The organism is Endozoicomonas sp. SCSIO W0465 (genome assembly GCF_023716865.1).
Lineage (GTDB): Bacteria > Pseudomonadota > Gammaproteobacteria > Pseudomonadales > Endozoicomonadaceae > Endozoicomonas.
Window position 1 is genome coordinate 7,191,451 of record NZ_CP092417.1, and the last position, 18,140, is coordinate 7,209,590.

Here is an 18,140-nt window from a genome sequence, read left to right on the forward strand (position 1 = left end):
GGACTCCTGCTGTTCAGTTCACATCCGGTGGCGTAGTGAAGGTGTGATAGGGCGCAGGAGATGGCACGCTCCACTCCAACCCTTCAGCCCCTTCCCAGGGCTTGGCTTCGGCTTTCTTTCCGCCCCTGATGCACTTAATCACGATAAAGAGGAAGAGCAGCTGAGTAGTACCAAACAGGAAACCACCCACACTGGAAATTTCATTGAAGTTGGCAAACTGCAGCGCGTAATCAGGGATTCTTCGTGGCATGCCAGCCAGTCCGACAAAGTGCATTGGGAAGAACGTCAGGTTCATCCCGATAAATGACATCCAGAAATGCACTTTAGCCAACGTCTCGTCATACATATGGCCAGTCCACTTGGGCAACCAGTAGTAGCAGGCAGCAAAGATCGCAAAGATGGCCCCCGGCACCAGCACATAATGGAAATGAGCTACCACGAAATAGGTATCGTGATATTGGAAATCAGCAGGGGCAATAGACAGCATCAGCCCAGAGAAACCACCAATGGTAAAGAGCACCACAAACGCAGTGGAGAACAGCATTGGGGTTTCAAAGGTCATGGAGCCACGGAACATGGTGGTCACCCAGTTAAAGACCTTCACTCCGGTCGGTACCGCAATCAGCATGGTGGCGTACATAAAGAACAGTTCACCAATCAGGGGGATACCAACGGTGAACATATGATGCGCCCAGACAATAAACGACAGAAATGCGATACTGGCGGTGGCGTATACCATAGAGGTATAACCAAACAGGTGCTTGCGGGCGAATGCCGGAATAATGGCTGAGACAATCCCGAAAGAGGGAAGAATCATGATGTAAACTTCCGGATGCCCGAAGAACCAGAAAATATGCTGGAACAGTACCGGATCACCACCACCACCGGCATTAAAAAAACTGGTACCAAAATGGATGTCCATCAACATCATGGTTACTGCACCCGCCAGCACCGGCATTACCGCAATCAGCAGATAAGCAGTAATCAGCCAGGTCCAGACGAACATGGGCATTTTCATCATGGTCATCCCGGGAGCCCTGAGGTTCAGGATGGTTGCGATGATATTAATTGCCCCCATGATGGAAGAAATCCCAAGCATGTGGATCGCAAAGATGAAAAATGTCGTTGAAGGCGGTGAATAGTCTGTTGATAGTGGTGCATAGAAAGTCCAGCCGAAGTTAGGCCCGCCACCTTCCATAAACAACGTGCTCACCAGCATCACTGCGGCGAAGGGCAGAATCCAGAAGCTCCAGTTGTTCATCCGGGGCATGGCCATATCCGGCGCCCCGATCATCATGGGAATCATCCAGTTCGCCAATCCGACAAAAGCCGGCATAACGGCACCAAACACCATAATCAAACCATGCATCGTGGTCATCTGGTTGAAAAAAGCCGGCTCAACAATCTGGAGTCCGGGCTGGAACAGCTCAGCCCGGATGATCATAGCCATGGCACCACCGGTCAGAAACATAATGAAGCTGAACCACAGGTACATGGTCCCAATGTCTTTATGGTTGGTGGTCAGAACCCAGCGCATCAGTCCTTTGGCAGGCCCATGATGGTGATCATCATTCACATGTGATGAAGCTGTATCAGTTACCGAAGTCATAGCTACTCTCCTTACAGGCTCGCCTGTTGGTTATCGGGCATGGCCTGCTTGGCCTGGTCTTTTACATACTTTCCAGTTTCCTTGTAATCCACGATCTCTTTAGGGGTTACCATTTCGCCAGTGTCATTGCCCCAGGCATTGCGTTCAAAAGTAATCACTGCAGCAAGGTCCACCTCACTCAACTGCCCGGCAAAGGCCTGCATGGCAGAACCTTTCTTACCGTTCATAACGATGTCAACATGGGCCCCGATCTGATCCGCCTCTGTCGCCATCGGGCTGCCTTTCAGTGCCGGGAAGATTGGTGGCATGCCAGTACCATTGGGCTGGTGGCATACTGCACAAACCTTGTTGTAGGTTTGCTCACCTCTGACCATTAACTCAGCCATGGTCCATGACTTGTCGGTCAGTTCGCGCGCTTTTACCGCTTCGTCTTTTTTTGCCTGTAGCCAGGCGTCATAGTCTTCCTGTGACTTGGCCTCAACAACAATGGGCATATAGGCATGATTCTTACCACAGAGTTCGGCACATTGCCCACGGTAGGTACCGGGTACGTCTATGTTGGTCCAGGCTTCGTTAATAAATCCGGGAATGGCATCGCGCTTTACCGCCAGGGCAGGTACCCACCAGGAGTGAATAACGTCAGCAGCGGTCACCAGGAAGCGAACCTTTTTACCAACAGGAACCACCAACGGTTCATCCACTTCCAGAAGATAATTGGGGTTCTTGTCCCTGGCATTGAGGATCTGTTCTTGAGGCGTGCTGAGGTTACTGAAAAAAGAGACATCTTCGCCAACATACTCATACTGCCACTTCCATTGATAGCCAGTAATTTTGATGTCGATATCAGCCTCGTCAGTATTGTAGATTTCCACCAGTGTTTTGGTTGCGGGTATGGCCATCAACACCAGAATCAGAAACGGAATGGATGTCCATACAATCTCAACCAGTGTACTTTCATGAAACTGGTGGGCGACAGCACCTTTTGATTTACGGTGCTTGAAAATAGAATAAAACATGACACCAAAGACAATCAGGCCGATCACGACACAGATCATCAGTATGGTCATATGAAGCCCGTAGATATTACGGCTGACCGCCGTCACACCCTCGGTCATGTTGACTTCCCATGCAGCACGGCTACTACCCGTTAGAGCCAGTCCCGCAAGAAGAAAAAGAGATTTCACCTGCTGCATCATTCCCTTACATCCCCTGACTATCCGCTGATCGCTGCGGAAACTTCTTATTATTATTGTGCAGACGTGTTGTACTGCTTTACATCTCAGAGGTGCGACTGACAACAGGGCTAAAAACCCGGCTGAATGCGTCACAATACTGACCTGTCCAATGGTCTTGTATATTCACAAACATTCATCATTCCAACCCCGTGATAAAGCCCATTTATGGTTATTTACGCAGGTAAGCCACACATGGATTTACCGGGTTGAGGTGATATTGCTTTTTAATCTGGTCTGATATACACATAACTACAAATCCAACACCTCACACCATAGAAGTACTATGGTAAAACATTCCAAGCAGAACACTCTGAGTCTGACAATAATCATCCATAGAGTATAGTTCCAGAGAACCATTAAACAACATGCTGAAAAAAAATGAAATCTCCAATTTTTAAATACTATAAATGTCGTTTATTGGACTGTTAACCTAATTATTCTTATAAACCATAACAACCTGTAATTAATAGATATTTTTACTTGAGATATTCTGTTTATGTATTATATGTACTTGTGTACCGAATCTTTAAGAAATCAATTCCAATCTTAGTTAGTTCTCGTCCAAAAACACAACCAATTGAAAACTGTAGATTTTATCCTGAAAAATTAAGTGGAGCCCTACTGCTATCTGGCGACTAAACTTCCCAAGAGCAAGAAACATAAGGGATTGCCAAAAACAGAGGACTCCAAATGCGCAAAAAACGCAACCCGCAGTGTAGTATGGAACTCCATTACGTACCTCATGAAATCTGCTCCCAGCTTTCCGGTATCTCGCAATGGCTTGACGCCCATCCACAGTTCAATGACTGGATTTATGAGGACTTAAGTTCTGGTGATAAACAGAACACTGGGCGGAACGGACTATCAGCAGAATCCGTTCTTCGTGCGGCACTCCTGAAACAGTATTTGAATTGTGATTATGACTACTTGTCGTTTGTTTTGATGGACTCCATGCTCTTTCGAGACTTTTGTCGCCTCGAACCAAACCAGCGCCCACAGTCGCTCCAGTTTGCATGGGCTCATCAGCCTTCTTACTGCATCTACATGGGAACGGATTAATAACTGTCAGCTAGTTCTCGTCCAAAAACTCTGCAGCCTATGCGTGCCAAGGCTTAGAGGGAAAAAATCAAGTTTTGTTTTGACGCCTTTTTCAACCAGTTTTCGGGGGCTACAGCGGAGTTGATGTGATTTTCCTGTAAATTCAGAGCACGTCAAATCTCTGTAGGCTACGTGGCCCAAGGGCTATAGTTTTTGGATGGGAACCAGCTAATGACCGCTAAAGATCAGGGTATTGAAAAAGGGCGCACTGTGGCTATTGACAGCACAGTCACCGAATCGGATATCAAACCTCCTTGCGACAGTGATCTTTTAGCCAGTTCCGTTAAAGAAATTTGTCGGCTGCTGGAACGGGGACAAACACTGACAGCGACACCGCTTTATGAATATACCCATCACAACCGAGCCGTAAAAGATGCGGCCAGAAAATGCATCTACGCTGGCAAAGAAGAGCGGCATCAGCATTATAAAAACCTGCTGCAGTTGACCCGAAAATCCCGGAAGGTACTTATCGAAGCTACTGTCACGCTAGCAAACGCCCGTCAGCAGGGGCAGTGTCTCCTGGCTGATGATGCCGACAAGTGGCAGGCCGATGTGGATCACCTGTTACCCCTGGTGGATGCAATAGTCTCCCAGACAGAGCGCAGGGTCTTTAAGGGTGAAAAGGTGCCAGCCCAGGAAAAAGTGGTTAGCCTGTATGAACCCCATACGGATATCATCGTAAAAGACAGGCGGCAAGTACAGTATGGCCATAAACTGAACCTGGTTCAGGGAAAAAGTCGATTGATCCTGGACCTGGTTATTGAGGAAGGTAACCCAGCGGATTCGGACCAATTCATTCCGATGATGGAAAGACAAAAAGAAATTTATGGTCGTGTACCTCGCCAGACAAGCGGTGACGGCGGATACGCGTGTCGCGCTAATTTGGAAAAAGCCAAGGCCATGGGAATCAGCGATGTAGCTTTTAATAAGAAGCGCGGACTTGAAGTCGAAGAGATGACTAAAAGTCAGTATGTGTATAAAACGCTCTTTCGCTTCCGGGCAGGTATTGAAGCGGGAATTTCGTGGCTAAAGAGATGTTTTGGGCTATCACGTTGCCACTGCAAGGGTTCTGAGCGTTTTGATTCTCATTGCTGGTTATCGGTGGTCTGTTACAACCTGGTGATTCTGGCCAGACACCCGGCACCATCCTGATAGCCACCTCCACGCTACATGAAAGTACCTTTCCAGCATGGTGGGAGGATGTTTTCTGCCTGCTTTTCGCGTTTTTCTCCAATATCCGTCCCAGATTAGAGAAAAAAAGGGAAGAGTTTTTGCGGCTCTCTGGAATTTCAGGAAATATAAAAACGAACGTACAATCTAATTATGATTGCCTGATGCGTTTTTGGACGAGAACTAGTTAGTTCCCATCCAAAAACTATAGCCCTTGGGCCACGTAGCCTACAGAGATTTGACGTGCTCTGAATTTACAGGAAAATCACATCAACTCCGCTGTAGCCCCCGAAAACTGGTTGAAAAAGGCGTCAAAACAAAACTTGATTTTTTCCCTCTAAGCCTTGGCACGCATAGGCTGCAGAGTTTTTGGACGAGAACTAGTTAACGGGGGATGCTGTAAGCATGGTTCTGATTCAATGCGCCATGCGAGTATGATTTCCACTCACTGCTTTCTTGTGCAATTTCCAATTAGGACTTACGCATTGATGACACCGATAAATTTTGGTAGGAGGTGATCCTTCCCCTTTGCAAAACTCTCAATGAAAGCGCCTATTGTCTCTTTAAACAGCCCCCGTTGGTGCTGATAAATATTCGTAAACTCCTGCTCTATCTGCATTTTCTGGAGATAAACAAAAGCTAAAATTGCAGCAAATATATGGTTTCTGACGGGTCGTTCGCTGCGAACCTGAAAGTGCTCAATATGGCAAACCTGCTTGATCGCCCTGTGAAACTGTTCGATCTGCCAGTGCTGGTCATGGATCTGCTTGAAGTCATTGCGTTCAAAAGGGACTTCCTCTGGCAAGTAAACCACGTAGTGGCGACGCTGGTCTTTTAGCATCGTCCTGAACAACCGGATCTTACCGAAGTCTTTGAGCCATACATCCAGACCATTGTCGGGGATGTCGAGGTGTTGAACCTGCTGCCATTTACCTTTTTCCAGTGATACTGTCCTGTTTTTCTCAACGGCAAACATAAACCCAGTCTGATGGTTTTTAATCGTCTTCAGGTTAGTCGTGCAGCTGTACCAGGAGTCACCGGTAACGAACGCTGGCTTCAGCCCCCATACCAGCACTTCAATCAACATTTCACGGAATAGTCGTTTTTTGTCTTGTCTTCCGATTTGTCGTATATCCTGTAATTCACCGGCATATGGCGCCCGGATACGTCGGTGTAATAAAGGGTGATGAGGTTAACTCCCTTAACCACTCGGTGATGTTTACCCGACCAAAAGTGGCCAACCAGTGCCACGGAGTAGCTATAAGGTTTGTCGAGCACGCTGTCATCAACGCTCAGGGTGCCGCCAATAGGGTTTAAACTTTTGACTGCTTCATCGTACATATCTTTGGGCTGATAGTTTTCACGCTTAAGAAAGCGGTTTGCGCTATCGTGAGAAAAGTCGGTAACCTCGGCCAGTCTTGTGCATGTTGATGATTTTGGCTCACTAATCAAAAAGCCAATGTATTTTGCAAGAGTGCATCGTGCAGTGGTCGGTCGAGTGGTAGTTCTCACTTTCATCCCTGAAGACATCTGTTTTTTGGCATTATCAAATTTTAGAGCCTGTTGTCAATGCGTAAGTCCTACCAATAATAAAATCCCCAAAAATGATCGATTATTTTCACTACAAACTGCATCAAAAAAAAGATGGCATGGCATATATTGTATGCCATTTTTTTGACTACACAATTGATTCCAAAACCTGGCAAAACCCTTATTTTATAAGGCTTTTAATATATTATTTTTATATATAAGAATATTGAAATATATAAAAATTGAATATTCAATTTCTCTTGTTTTGCCAACAACACTGTGTTTCTGTAAGCATCTACCGGGCAGCTAAGTAGCTGGCCATATGGAATCGAATATTTCTGGCTACTTGGGCTGGCACTATGCGAGGCACAACGGAGGGAGCATAGCCGTAGCGATGTGACCGGAGTGTTGTAACGAAGCACGACTGCATGGATGCAGGAGCTAGAGCAACGCAGGAGCAGTTGCCGAGAGTGCCGGGACAAGGAGTCAGAAATATATTATTTCATATGATTAGTTACTTATTGCCAGTCATTCAGGCTGACGTAAACGGATGAACACAGGGGATCAATATGGATGTGCAGGCAATTCGAAATTTAATCATTCGGGTCAACAATCTGGAAACACAAAACAGACACCTCGAACAGCTTATTAGCGATCAGATTGAACAATTACATCGTACGATTGAGCTGCCTGATGAACATGCCTGTGAGGCATTGCTGATCTTTACGATGGATTATATTGATCATGTCCCGGACTTTCTGGAAGCGGTTAATGAAGCCTCCCGGCAAGTCGGTATACACCGATTTATCTCACCATTCCTTGATATTGCTGAAGAAAACTTTATGGCCATAACCAAAGATCAGCCAGTGTCCGGGCTCGATTTATTGCTGGATAAAGCCTATTTTGCCCACCGGCTCATTGAAGAAGTAAACGACCAATATCTTGTAAAAACAGGATCAACACTTATCCCGATGAATATGACCTGGGCCAACCTGATTGTTCACTCTATCCTGGGGGAAGAGTTTGCCAATCAACTGGATGAAAATGTGGAGGAAACGGTGGATAAGATGATGCGTTCCCAGGCCATCTATCATGAGAAGACATTCAGGGAATTTGTCCAGGATCGCAGTGCGGAGGAATGGATCAGGATCTGGTCTCGCTGGAACTGCCTGTCCAATAACCTGGGTATCGAGCTGAAATTCACTTCAGCAGCTTGATTTTTGAATGTTCATGATATGGTGCAGTGCCTACACGTTATCTGCAGCAAACCTTTCGCTTTCAATAACGACCACTGTTGATTGGGCTGATTCACTGCGAATCGGCGTTTTGCCCTTGGAAGGTGCTGATATTTGATCAGACTCTTCAATGGCAGAGAGCTGAACCATCGGATCTGATCTTTGTACGACTCTATTCCCGATAAAGAAATTATTTTTTACAGTAGCAATGCCTGAAATCATGCCTAAGGTTGAACCCACTAAACCTCCGGCAATAACGCCTTCCACTGCACTTTTTGCAGTTACCCCTATTCCCAGGCTATCTCCCAGAAGATGATTCACTCCAACTCCAATGAAACTGCCAATGGCACCTCCCAGAAAACCATCCAGGGCCCGCGTTAATCTGACATCCCCATGACCCGGATTCAGAACTACTGCGCTTGCCGCACCTCCTGCCATACCGACTAAGGCTCCTGCCATACCGCCTGTTATGACGCCGACAAGACCACCGGCAACGACACCAAAAGCACCTCCTGCAGCCGCCCCCATCGAGGTATGTTCTACTATCAGCATCAAACTTCTGAAAATATCTAGTTCCCATCCAAAAACTATAGCCCTTGGGCCACGTAGCCTACAGAGATTTGACGTGCTCTGAATTTACAGGAAAATCACATCAACTCCGCTGTAGCCCCCGAAAACTGGTTGAAAAAGGCGTCAAAACAAAACTTGATTTTTTCCCTCTAAGCCTTGGCACGCATAGGCTGCAGAGTTTTTGGACGAGAACTATCTAACCTTGTGACATGAAGCCCCCTGAAAGTGCAGCATTTCTTTTCAAGATTGCAACACCATCGGGTAGCGGATAAACATAGTGCCTCTGCCGGGCTTACTGATGCCGGTATTGATGCCAACATATAGATTTAGCGTTTCCCTGATTGCTGCCAGACAGCTTTCATTTGTGGTGAAATTTACTAATCCCAGTTAGCAAGGTAGACCATGATCAATACACCGTTACTGATTTTTTGACGATGAGCCATCAACAAATCGAATAATATCAGTATGATCTTCCAGAACACGCTCTTCCCGGGCAATACGTGCATCTGGTAACCTCCCCTCCAGCCTCGGACTTAATTCCATCTCATCGCTGAAGCCACACTCAACACATTCACGGTAATCCCGTTCAGTCTCACTGCGGAACATTCGCACTGAATCCATTGTGCCACAGGAAGGACATACCGCTCCGGCAATAAAACGCTTGGTTTTCATGGCTCTTATCCCAGATTGATAAACTGACACTTATACGCAGCAAACAGCCCGTCAAACTGTCTGCCGGGTATTTGTTCATGATTTACACGAAACTGGCATGAAGCCTAAGCCATTTTAATACCACTGTGCCGCAGTAACGCATCGATCTCTGGCTCTCTGCCGCGGAAGTTGACAAACAGCTCCATAGGCTCCGCAGAACCGCCTTGCTCGAGAATCTCATGCAGAAAAGAATCACCGGTTTCCCGGTTAAAAATCCCTTCTTCTTCAAAGCGTGAAAACGCATCAGCTGATAACACCTCGGCCCATTTGTAGCTGTAATATCCGGCAGCGTAGCCACCGGCAAAGATATGGCTGAAGCTGTTCTGAAAACGGTTGAAAGATGGCGGCATCACAACAGCTACCTGCTTTCGCACATCATCAAGCAGTGACTGCACATCGATGTTTTCCCGATATCCCTTGTGCAATTTGAAGTCAAAAAGAGAAAACTCCAGCTGTCTGACCATCATCATGGCGGACTGAAAGTTTTTCGCCGCTAACAGTTTATCCAGCATCGCTTCCGGCAAAGGCTCTCCTGTTTCAAAATGACCGGAGATAATGGCCAGTCCTTCCTTCTCCCAGCACCAGTTCTCCATAAACTGACTGGGCAGCTCTACGGCATCCCAGGCAACTCCACCAATCCCCGAAATCGCTGCATAATCCACTTTGGTCAGCATATGGTGCAGTCCATGACCAAACTCATGAAATAGGGTCACCACTTCGTCATGGGTCAACAGTGCCGGCTTATCGCCAACCGGCGGGGTGAAGTTACAAGTCAGATAAGCGACCGGCAGTTGTAACTTGTCATCCCGTTTCCAACGTGAGCGACAGACATCCATCCAGGCACCACCGCGCTTATGCTCCCTGACATAAAGGTCAAGATAGAAGCGACCAATCACCTCTCCCTTTCGGGTGATGTTGAAAAAGCGCACATCCTTATGCCAGGTATCCACGTTATCCACCGTTTGAAACTCAATGCCATAGAGTTTGTTCACCACTGCAAACATGCCAGAAATGGTTTTCTCTGCCGGAAACCATGGCCGCAACTCTTCCTGTGAAATGGCATAACGCTGCTGACGAAGCTTCTCTCCGTAATAGCCAACGTCCCAGGCTTCAAGTTCTTCAACCCCGAACGCTTCTTTGGCAAACACTTTCAGTTCAGCCAGCTCTTTTTCCGCCTGGGGCTTGCTTTTTGCTGCCAGGTCTTCCAGAAACTCAATGACTTTATCCGGTGACTCCGCCATCTTGGTGGCCAGTGAATACTCTGCATAATTTTCAAAGCCCAGTAGTCGGGCCAGTTCATGACGAAGTTTAAGAATCTGTTGGATATTTTCCGTATTATCGAACTCCCCTGCATTAGGTCCCTGGTCAGAAGCACGGGTAGAGAAAGCGGTGTAAACCTCTTTCCTGAGTTCCCTGTTATCGCAATAGGTCATCACCGGGAAGTAACTTGGAAAGTCCAGATTCAACAACCAGCCTTCTTTCTCTTTAGATTCTGCCAGCTGCCTGGCGCCTGCCAGTGCCGACTCGGGGAGTCCAGTCAGCTCAGTTTCATCAGTAATCAGCTTGCTCCAGGCCATGGTGGCATCCAGAACGTTATCAGAGAACTTGCTGGTCAGTTCTGACAACTGCTTTTTGATCTCACCATAACGGGCTTTCTTATCATCTTCCAGGGCAACCCCGGCTAAGCGGAAATCCCGGAGATTATCGTTAATGACTTTCTGCTGGGCACTGTCCAGCTGGTTAAATGCTTCAGAGTCTGCCAGAGACTGGTAAGCCACAAACAACTGGCGATTCTGTCCGAGACGTGTAGCGTATTCAGATAAGAGAGGCAAGCAGCCATTGTAGGCCTCCCTTAGTGCTTCACTGTTCACTACAGCGTTCATATGACCAACGGGTGACCAGGCCTGTCCTAAACGATCATCCAACTGATCCAGAGGTTCCTGCAAAGAAGTCCAATCAGAGCCTTTACCAGAAGACAGCAACGTCGCTACCGCCTTTTCGTTATCTGCAATAATGGATTCAATGGCCGGTTTTATATGTTCAGGACGAATTTTCGAAAAAGGGGGAAGTTCACTGGGTTCCAGTAGCGGGTTATTCATAGGACAAGCTCCCAATACTCTCAAAATTTCATGGTAATTATTTGTAATAGATGGGTGCGTCACCGTGTGAATTCAAGCAGAATTCTCTCAGCACACTACTCACTATCTGCATCCACTATGGCAGAAACACCAGAGGAGCCCTGCTCAATGAGTCAAGCCATCAAACGCTTCAATAATAAAATGCCAGTTCTTGGAGAAAGGGTCTACATCGATACAAATGCAGTTGTGCTGGGCGATGTCACTATCGGGGATGACAGCTCTGTATGGCCAATGGCCGTTATTCGTGGCGATATGCACTCAATCTGCATTGGTGCCAGAACGAGCATCCAGGACGGCTCTGTTCTACACATTACCCATGCCAGTGATTTCAATCCCAGTGGCTATCCATTGACCATTGGTGATGATGTGACGGTAGGGCATAAAGCGGTTCTGCATGGCTGCACCATTAATAGTCGCTGCCTGATTGGTATTGGAGCCATTATTCTCGATGGAGCCGTAGTGGAGGAGGAGGTCATTGTCGCAGCAGGCTGCCTGGTTCCGCCGGGAAAGCGTCTTGAGAGTGGCTTTGTTTACAAGGGTAATCCCGCCCAAAAAACCCGGGAAATATCAGAGAAAGAACGTAGTTTCTTTAAATACACAGCTGGAAACTATGTAAAACTGAAAAATAACTATCTCGAAAATTAGACCAAGGGCTCATTCCAGCCCTTTAGCCAATCCTTAATATTGCTTAAAAAGCAAAATATTAATTACCTCCCTCCTGCATTTTTTAATCCTCCTTGTGACCTAAGTAGTAATGACGCACAGACTGGCCGTAACTAATCTGAAATTATCAATACAACCTATGACTGTTTTCATCCACTGACAGAAGGAATTTTATATGAGCCAACTTTACAATGTAAGCCAGGAAAACAACCCTATTTATAGACAAGCCGAGTTAGCCGATGCGGCCAAAGATCGAGATGATTTAAGGGCAAACAGGAAGGCCGCCGATGAGTACCACACCAATCTCCAGTTGCAGCAAACCATTGATCTTGACGGCAATGGTGATGGCAGGAGCAAAGATTCCCGGTTGCTTAATATCCTTGCCAGTAAGAGTGTCATAGGCTGATTAATTGCCCTGAATACCCCACCGGAGGCCTATCTATGCCTCTGGTGAATATGGTACAGACGCGCCCTGATAAACACAGCTGGCATTTGCAAACATGGACATTTATTCAACCGTTATCCTGCTATTTTTGATCATGGATCCTCTGGGCAACATGCCCGTCTTTATCTCAGTTCTCAAAGGGGTTCCTGAACAGAGGCGTAGTAAGGTTCTTATCAGAGAACTGCTGATAGCCCTGATTATTCTTCTGATCTTCCTTTTTGCCGGTAAACATCTGCTGTTATCGCTGCATTTGAAGCAGGAATCGGTGAGTATTGCCGGTGCGATTATCCTGTTTATCATCGCCATTCGTATGATTTTCCCTTCCAACCGGGGTGGCGGCATCATGGGCAGTACGCCAGACGGTGAACCATTTATTGTTCCCCTGGCGATTCCTCTAATTGCTGGCCCATCCATTTTGGCAACCCTGATGCTGGTCTCCAGCCAGCATCCGGGCAATCAGTGGCCACTGGCCATGGCCGTTTCTATCTCCTGGGCATTGAGCGCCGCCATTTTGATGATGTCTGGTAAAATTATGAAATTACTGGGTAGTCGGGGCATATTTGCCATTGAGCGGTTGATGGGGATGATCCTGGTGATGCTCTCGGTGCAGATGTTTATGGATGGTATTGCTCACTATTCAGCTTAGTAAACACTTACTGACAACCTCCTTGAAAACAATCAATTAACCGGGCGCAGTTGCTGTACAAACCCACCATATTTCCACTATCATCGAACTATTTACCGCATAAGTTATCTACCATGGATCTAGACAATTGTGCCAAGGCTCTGAAAGAGCTGGGTCACCCTTCACGACTGGGAATTTACAAACGTCTTGTCAGGTCTGGCCATCATGGTTTGCCTGTCGGAACCTTGCAAAAGGAGCTGGAAATTCCCGGCTCAACGCTTTCTCACCATATTTCAGCACTGGTTTCGGTGGGACTGGTTCAACAGAAGCGGGATGGCAGGACACTGTACTGCATTGCCCAGTTTGATACGTTCAATAAGGTTATGGAATTTCTCAGCGAGGAGTGTTGTGTGGATGAGCGAACTTAATCAGGGAGGTTAAGGTCACCGGCTCCTGATATCCCGGGAACCGGTGACGTACTGATCAGGCAGCCATAGAGCGCTTTTTCATGTAAACCAGCAGCAGAGACACGGCAGCAGGCGTCATGCCCTGAATACGGGAAGCACGGCCAAGAGTCCCGGGTCGGGCATCACTCAGCTTTTGTTTCAGCTCGTTCGACAAACCTTCAATCAAGGTGTAATCAAGCGATTCAGGTATACGGGTATTCTCATAGCGCCGCATGCGATCTATCTCGTCGGTCTGACGATCAATATATCCCTGATATTTGGTCTGAATCTCAACCTGTTCCGCTACCTGATCATGGGTTTCAGCATCTCCCACCAATCCAGCCACATCTCGATAGGTCAGTTCCGGACGACGCAGAAGTTCCAGGAGGCTGTATTCCCGGCTTATCGGCCTTCTGAGCCTGGTTTCAAGTGTCATGGCAGCATGACTGCCCGGATGGATAAACGTCGCTCTGAGGCGTTCAGATTCCTTCTCAATGCGTGCTTTCTTGTCGCTGAATGCTGTCCAGCGTTCATCATCCACCAGACCGAGCGATCTTCCTTTCTCTGTTAAACGCAGATCGGCGTTATCTTCCCTAAGGATTAACCGGTATTCTGCCCGGCTGGTAAACATGCGGTAGGGCTCGCTGGTGCCATTGGTAATCAGGTCATCCACCAGCACACCGATATAGGCTTCATCACGACGTGGACACCAGGACTCTTTCTCCTGCGCTCTGAGCGCCGCATTCATACCCGCCAGCAGTCCCTGTGCGGCAGCTTCTTCATACCCGGTGGTACCGTTGATTTGGCCGGCAAAGAACAAGCCACCGATCGCTTTGGTTTCCAGAGAGTACTTCAACCCTCTTGGATCAAAGTAATCGTACTCGATGGCATAACCGGGACGGGTAATATGTGCATTTTCCAGGCCACGAATCGAGTGAATCAGGTTGATCTGCACATCAAAGGGCAAGCTGGTCGAGATGCCATTGGGATACAGCTCATGGGTGGATAACCCTTCCGGCTCCAGAAAGACCTGATGGGAGGTCTTATCGGCAAACCGGGTGATCTTATCCTCAATGGATGGACAATATCTTGGACCTATCCCTTCAATAACCCCGGTAAACATGGGTGAACGATCCAGCCCACCCCGAATAATCTCGTGAGTATGCTCATTGGTATGGGTGATATAACAGGACACCTGCTCGGGATGCTGTTCTACCGTTCCAAGGTAAGACATCACCGGCATCGGTGAATCCCCGGGCTGAGCTTCCATCACAGAAAAATCCACACTTCGGGCATCAATACGGGCAGGTGTACCGGTTTTCAGACGCTGAACATCCAGGGGTAGCTCTCTCAGTCTGCTCGCCAGAGCAATAGATGGAGGATCACCGGCCCGGCCACCGCTGTGGTTTTCCAGGCCAATATGAATTCGACCACCAAGGAATGTACCAGCAGTCAACACAACATTCGGGGCAAGAAAACGAACACCCATGCTGGTCACGACACCCCGAACCTGACTGGAGTTCTCATCAACCACCAGGTCATCCGCCGCCTGCTGGAATATCCACAGGTTCTCTTGGTTTTCCAGAATTGAACGAATGGCTGCTTTATAGAGTGCCCGATCGGCCTGTGCCCGTGTCGCCCTTACCGCAGGGCCTTTTCTGGCATTCAGAATCCGGAACTGGATACCGGCAAGGTCTGTCGCTTTTGCCATGGCTCCGCCAAGGGCGTCCACTTCTTTGACCAGATGACTTTTACCAATCCCGCCAATGGCCGGATTACAGGACATCATCCCCAGAGTTTCGATGTTATGGGTCAACAACAGCGTTTTAACGCCCATACGCGCTGAAGCCAGGGCGGCCTCCGTACCGGCATGACCACCACCGATCACAATCACATCAAATTGTTTTGGGAAATCCACTGCCAACGTCTGTCACCTGTCATCAAGAGAAGATAAGGCTGAGAATTATACACCGGTTAGATGGTGCTGTGACCCAGTCGTGACTCCGCATTTTACCGGAATTGTATAAGCGTGATTCGTAAATTTCACAATGCTGGTCCAATAACGGAACCTTCGTAATAGGCGTGAGCGGCAACAAGACACGTAATTTTACCCACAGTTGGTAGGTACCCTTCAGAAACTCATACTTTCTTGTGAAGGTGGTGCTGTTTTTTCGTGTAGATAACAGTAATAACAGCGAATAGCTGTTTTTTAGTGTTTTTTATTTTATTTATTAATATTGGTGTTGATAAAATGTGTGAATAAGTCGATAAAACCTTTTATTTTCAATGAATTGTAATTTTAATAACCCTGTTGCATTTTTGGTGGCAAGGTTTAGGTAACCTGTCATAAAGCTGTGGAAAAAAAAGACTTTATCCACAAAAGAATATTATAGAAAGGTTATCCCCTGCCTTGTTAATAGCTTGTCTGTGTATATGTGCACATTTTCATAATTTTCTGTTTACTTGCCTGAGAGCCTTTTGTTATCTGGGCTACAACGCATTCAAAGGCTTTATGGTAATTGAACTTATCCACAATGGAATGAAGCGATAGTGAATTCATAGAAACATTTGGGCCGAAGTGACTGTGGTTGGCTTTATTAAAAGCAATCGCCGATTTGATTCAACCAAAAGCCCTTGCATTATTAAGCAACGATTTTTCTTCTTTTAAGAGGGGGAGAGCAGGAAGTCTGCCGCCCATCGACCATGGTCGTGACTGAAGTTGTGACTGAGTTCACTTTATCGGGCTTGCCCAGATCCCACACCTTTATGGTCTTGTCAGCAGAGCAGGAAGCCAGCCGTCCATCGGGCAATTGCGTAACAAAGTTCACCCAATCGGTATGCCCACTCAGTGTTGCCACGCAATGCTGCCCGTCGGGCCTGCTCAGATCCCACACCTTTATGGTCTTGTCATCACAGCATGAAGCCAGCCGACCATCGGCCAATACCGTGATAAATTTTCCCCAGCAAATATGCCCGTTCAGAGTGGCTACGCATTGCTGCCCATCGGGCTTGCTCAAGTCCCACACTTTTAAGGTTTCATCAACAGAACAGGAAACCAGCTGACCATTGGGTAATTGTGTAACATCGTATACCTCACCAGTGTGCCCATATAGGGTCACCATGCATTGCTCCCCGTCGGGCCTGCTCAAATCCCATACTTTTAAGGTCTTGTCAGCAGAGCAGGAAGCCAGCTGTCCGTCAGCCAATACCGTGAGTGAGTTCACAGAATCCGTATGCCCATTCAACGTCACCAGGCATTGCAGCCCGTCGGGCTTACTTAAATCCCACACTTTTATGGTGTTGTCATCAGAGCAGGAAACCAGCCGACCATCGGGCAATGGCACAACAAAGTTCACACAATCGGCATGCCCATTCAGCGTCGCCACGCATCGCTGCCCGCAGGGCTTGCTTAGATCCCAAACCTTTACGGTCTGGTCTGCAGAAAAGGAAACCAACCGCCCATCGGCCAATGCTATGACTGAGTGAACCCAGTGAGTATGCCCATTCAGCGTCATCACACATTGCTGCCCACCGGGCTTGCTCAGATCCCACACCCTCACGGTCTTGTCTATACCGCAGGAAACCAGCCGGCCATTGGCCAATGCCTTGACTGAGACAATCCAGTCGTTATGCCCATTCAGCGTTGCCACACATCGCTGACCGGCAGGCTTGCTCAGGTCCCACACCCACAAAGAGTCACCAGTGGCCCGGGAAACCAGCCGCCCATCCGGCAATGGGGTGATTGAGTTCACCTCGGTAACATGCCCATTTAGCGTTTCCACGCAGGTTTGCCCGGTATGACTCCCCAACGATGTCAGGTATTTATTGCTTACGTATCGATGATAAGCAAGCCGTAATAAAGGGTCATTAATTTCATTGCCAGGAACCGCGGGTATATCTCTGTGTTCAATTTTTTTTCTATATTCTTTCGAGGCAGAGCCATAATATCGAACGGAGAGCGTTTTCAGCCGCTCTTCGGTGTTGAAAAGTGTAATAAGTCGCTTACTTGTTAGAGCCAGGCTTCTCAAATCAGTGAAAGACAGGTCGTTAGCAATCTTAACCAGAAGTTCATTGGGCAATGACAGCAAAGTTGACAGATCTTTCGGGGGAACAACCGAAACACCCACTGCCGTTTTTTTTCCTGTCGGGTTGTCAGGCGGATTAGTTACCCTATGGTGGTAAGCGGACGCAGTAACATTATTAGCGATCTTATCATTCATACTATCTCTGACCAGTAAATAGCTCTACGGCTCTTTCCTGAACATGAAATAATTAGTCTGCCTGAATTCCGGTTACATCACTCTGCCCCGAATAAGAGCAAAGCAATATAGACCTCCTAACCCGGCTAAAAGCAATGCTCCATAAGAACAGGGGATGCTGCCCGGCCGGGTATAAAGCCGAACATATAAACGACAGAGCACTTAACAGAGCTTTGGGTTATTTTTAAACTGAGGGGAAGTGAGGTCTATTATGTGCATGCTGTCAAGGCAGTGAATGTCTTAAAACTGCATGTAAGGTACTGAACGCGGATTCAACCAGCATTCCGTTCATGGGAACAGAGTCGAAACTAAAAATGTCAAAAAGGTCATCAGCCAGCATTTGAGATGCAAGTGATAAGTCCTGGTTAATCGTTATCTGATGGATGATGCGGTACTTTAAACAACA

14 protein-coding genes and 1 pseudogene are annotated in these 18,140 nt (G+C 47.4%); 7 read left to right on the forward strand and 8 right to left on the reverse strand.

Annotated features, from left to right (window positions below):
• Positions 1-13 precede the first annotated feature (13 nt).
• A complete protein-coding gene (gene ctaD, locus MJO57_RS32520) occupies positions 14-1,609 on the reverse strand; it encodes a cytochrome c oxidase subunit I (RefSeq protein ID WP_252021843.1) in 1,596 nt (531 codons plus the stop codon).
• Positions 1,610-1,620: 11 nt separating this feature from the next.
• A complete protein-coding gene (gene coxB / locus MJO57_RS32525) occupies positions 1,621-2,802 on the reverse strand; it encodes a cytochrome c oxidase subunit II (protein WP_371924938.1) in 1,182 nt (393 codons plus the stop codon).
• A 732-nt stretch (positions 2,803-3,534) separates the two neighbouring features.
• Between coxB and MJO57_RS32530 the strand changes: the two genes are divergently transcribed.
• The gene (locus tag MJO57_RS32530; RefSeq protein WP_252021845.1) at positions 3,535-3,903 is read left to right on the forward strand and encodes a hypothetical protein; all 369 of its coding nucleotides are present in this window, start codon (positions 3,535-3,537) and stop codon (positions 3,901-3,903) included.
• Positions 3,904-4,095: 192 nt separating this feature from the next.
• A complete protein-coding gene (locus MJO57_RS32535; protein ID WP_252021846.1) occupies positions 4,096-5,094 on the forward strand; it encodes a transposase in 999 nt (332 codons plus the stop codon).
• 496 nt (positions 5,095-5,590) lie between these two features.
• On the opposite strand, the pseudogene MJO57_RS32540 reads toward MJO57_RS32535, so the two are convergent.
• Positions 5,591-6,624, reverse strand: a pseudogene (locus MJO57_RS32540) (transposase).
• A gap of 587 nt (positions 6,625-7,211) precedes the next feature.
• Here MJO57_RS32540 and MJO57_RS32545 point away from each other — a divergent pair.
• On the forward strand, positions 7,212-7,859 hold the full coding sequence (locus tag MJO57_RS32545) for a hypothetical protein (protein WP_252021848.1): 648 nt from the start codon (positions 7,212-7,214) through the stop codon (positions 7,857-7,859).
• A gap of 30 nt (positions 7,860-7,889) precedes the next feature.
• On the opposite strand, the gene MJO57_RS32550 is transcribed toward MJO57_RS32545, so the two are convergent.
• The 3 genes from MJO57_RS32550 to prlC all read right to left on the reverse strand — a co-directional run bounded on the left by MJO57_RS32550 (position 7,890) and on the right by prlC (position 11,257).
• A complete protein-coding gene (locus tag MJO57_RS32550) occupies positions 7,890-8,429 on the reverse strand; it encodes a hypothetical protein (RefSeq protein WP_252021849.1) in 540 nt (179 codons plus the stop codon).
• 435 nt (positions 8,430-8,864) lie between these two features.
• Positions 8,865-9,119: a YheV family putative zinc ribbon protein gene (locus tag MJO57_RS32555; RefSeq protein WP_252021851.1), complete on the reverse strand. Its 255-nt coding sequence runs from the start codon at positions 9,117-9,119 to the stop codon at positions 8,865-8,867.
• Positions 9,120-9,223: 104 nt separating this feature from the next.
• Positions 9,224-11,257, reverse strand: a complete 2,034-nt coding sequence (gene prlC, locus MJO57_RS32560; protein WP_252021853.1) for an oligopeptidase A — start codon at positions 11,255-11,257, stop codon at positions 9,224-9,226.
• A 147-nt stretch (positions 11,258-11,404) separates the two neighbouring features.
• Here prlC and MJO57_RS32565 point away from each other — a divergent pair, with 147 nt between their 5' ends.
• From MJO57_RS32565 to MJO57_RS32580, 4 genes are all read left to right on the forward strand, one after another.
• Positions 11,405-11,941 carry a gamma carbonic anhydrase family protein gene (locus tag MJO57_RS32565; RefSeq protein WP_252021855.1) on the forward strand — a complete coding sequence of 179 codons (537 nt, stop codon included), beginning with the start codon at positions 11,405-11,407 and terminating at the stop codon, positions 11,939-11,941.
• A gap of 193 nt (positions 11,942-12,134) precedes the next feature.
• Complete coding sequence (locus MJO57_RS32570) at positions 12,135-12,365, forward strand: hypothetical protein (RefSeq protein ID WP_252021857.1); 231 nt, start codon at positions 12,135-12,137, stop codon at positions 12,363-12,365.
• Between the two features lie 94 nt (positions 12,366-12,459).
• Positions 12,460-13,050, forward strand: a complete 591-nt coding sequence (locus MJO57_RS32575; RefSeq protein ID WP_252021860.1) for a YhgN family NAAT transporter — start codon at positions 12,460-12,462, stop codon at positions 13,048-13,050.
• A 113-nt stretch (positions 13,051-13,163) separates the two neighbouring features.
• On the forward strand, positions 13,164-13,457 hold the full coding sequence (locus MJO57_RS32580) for a helix-turn-helix transcriptional regulator (RefSeq protein WP_252021861.1): 294 nt from the start codon (positions 13,164-13,166) through the stop codon (positions 13,455-13,457).
• 55 nt (positions 13,458-13,512) lie between these two features.
• Here MJO57_RS32580 and mnmG read toward each other — a convergent pair whose 3' ends face one another.
• Both mnmG and MJO57_RS32590 read right to left on the reverse strand, forming a co-directional pair.
• Positions 13,513-15,393 carry a tRNA uridine-5-carboxymethylaminomethyl(34) synthesis enzyme MnmG gene (mnmG, locus tag MJO57_RS32585; protein WP_252021863.1) on the reverse strand — a complete coding sequence of 627 codons (1,881 nt, stop codon included), beginning with the start codon at positions 15,391-15,393 and terminating at the stop codon, positions 13,513-13,515.
• A gap of 724 nt (positions 15,394-16,117) precedes the next feature.
• Positions 16,118-17,695, reverse strand: coding sequence for an F-box/WD40 repeat-containing protein (locus tag MJO57_RS32590; protein WP_252021865.1), 1,578 nt, complete (start codon positions 17,693-17,695; stop codon positions 16,118-16,120).
• Positions 17,696-18,140 lie beyond the last annotated feature (445 nt).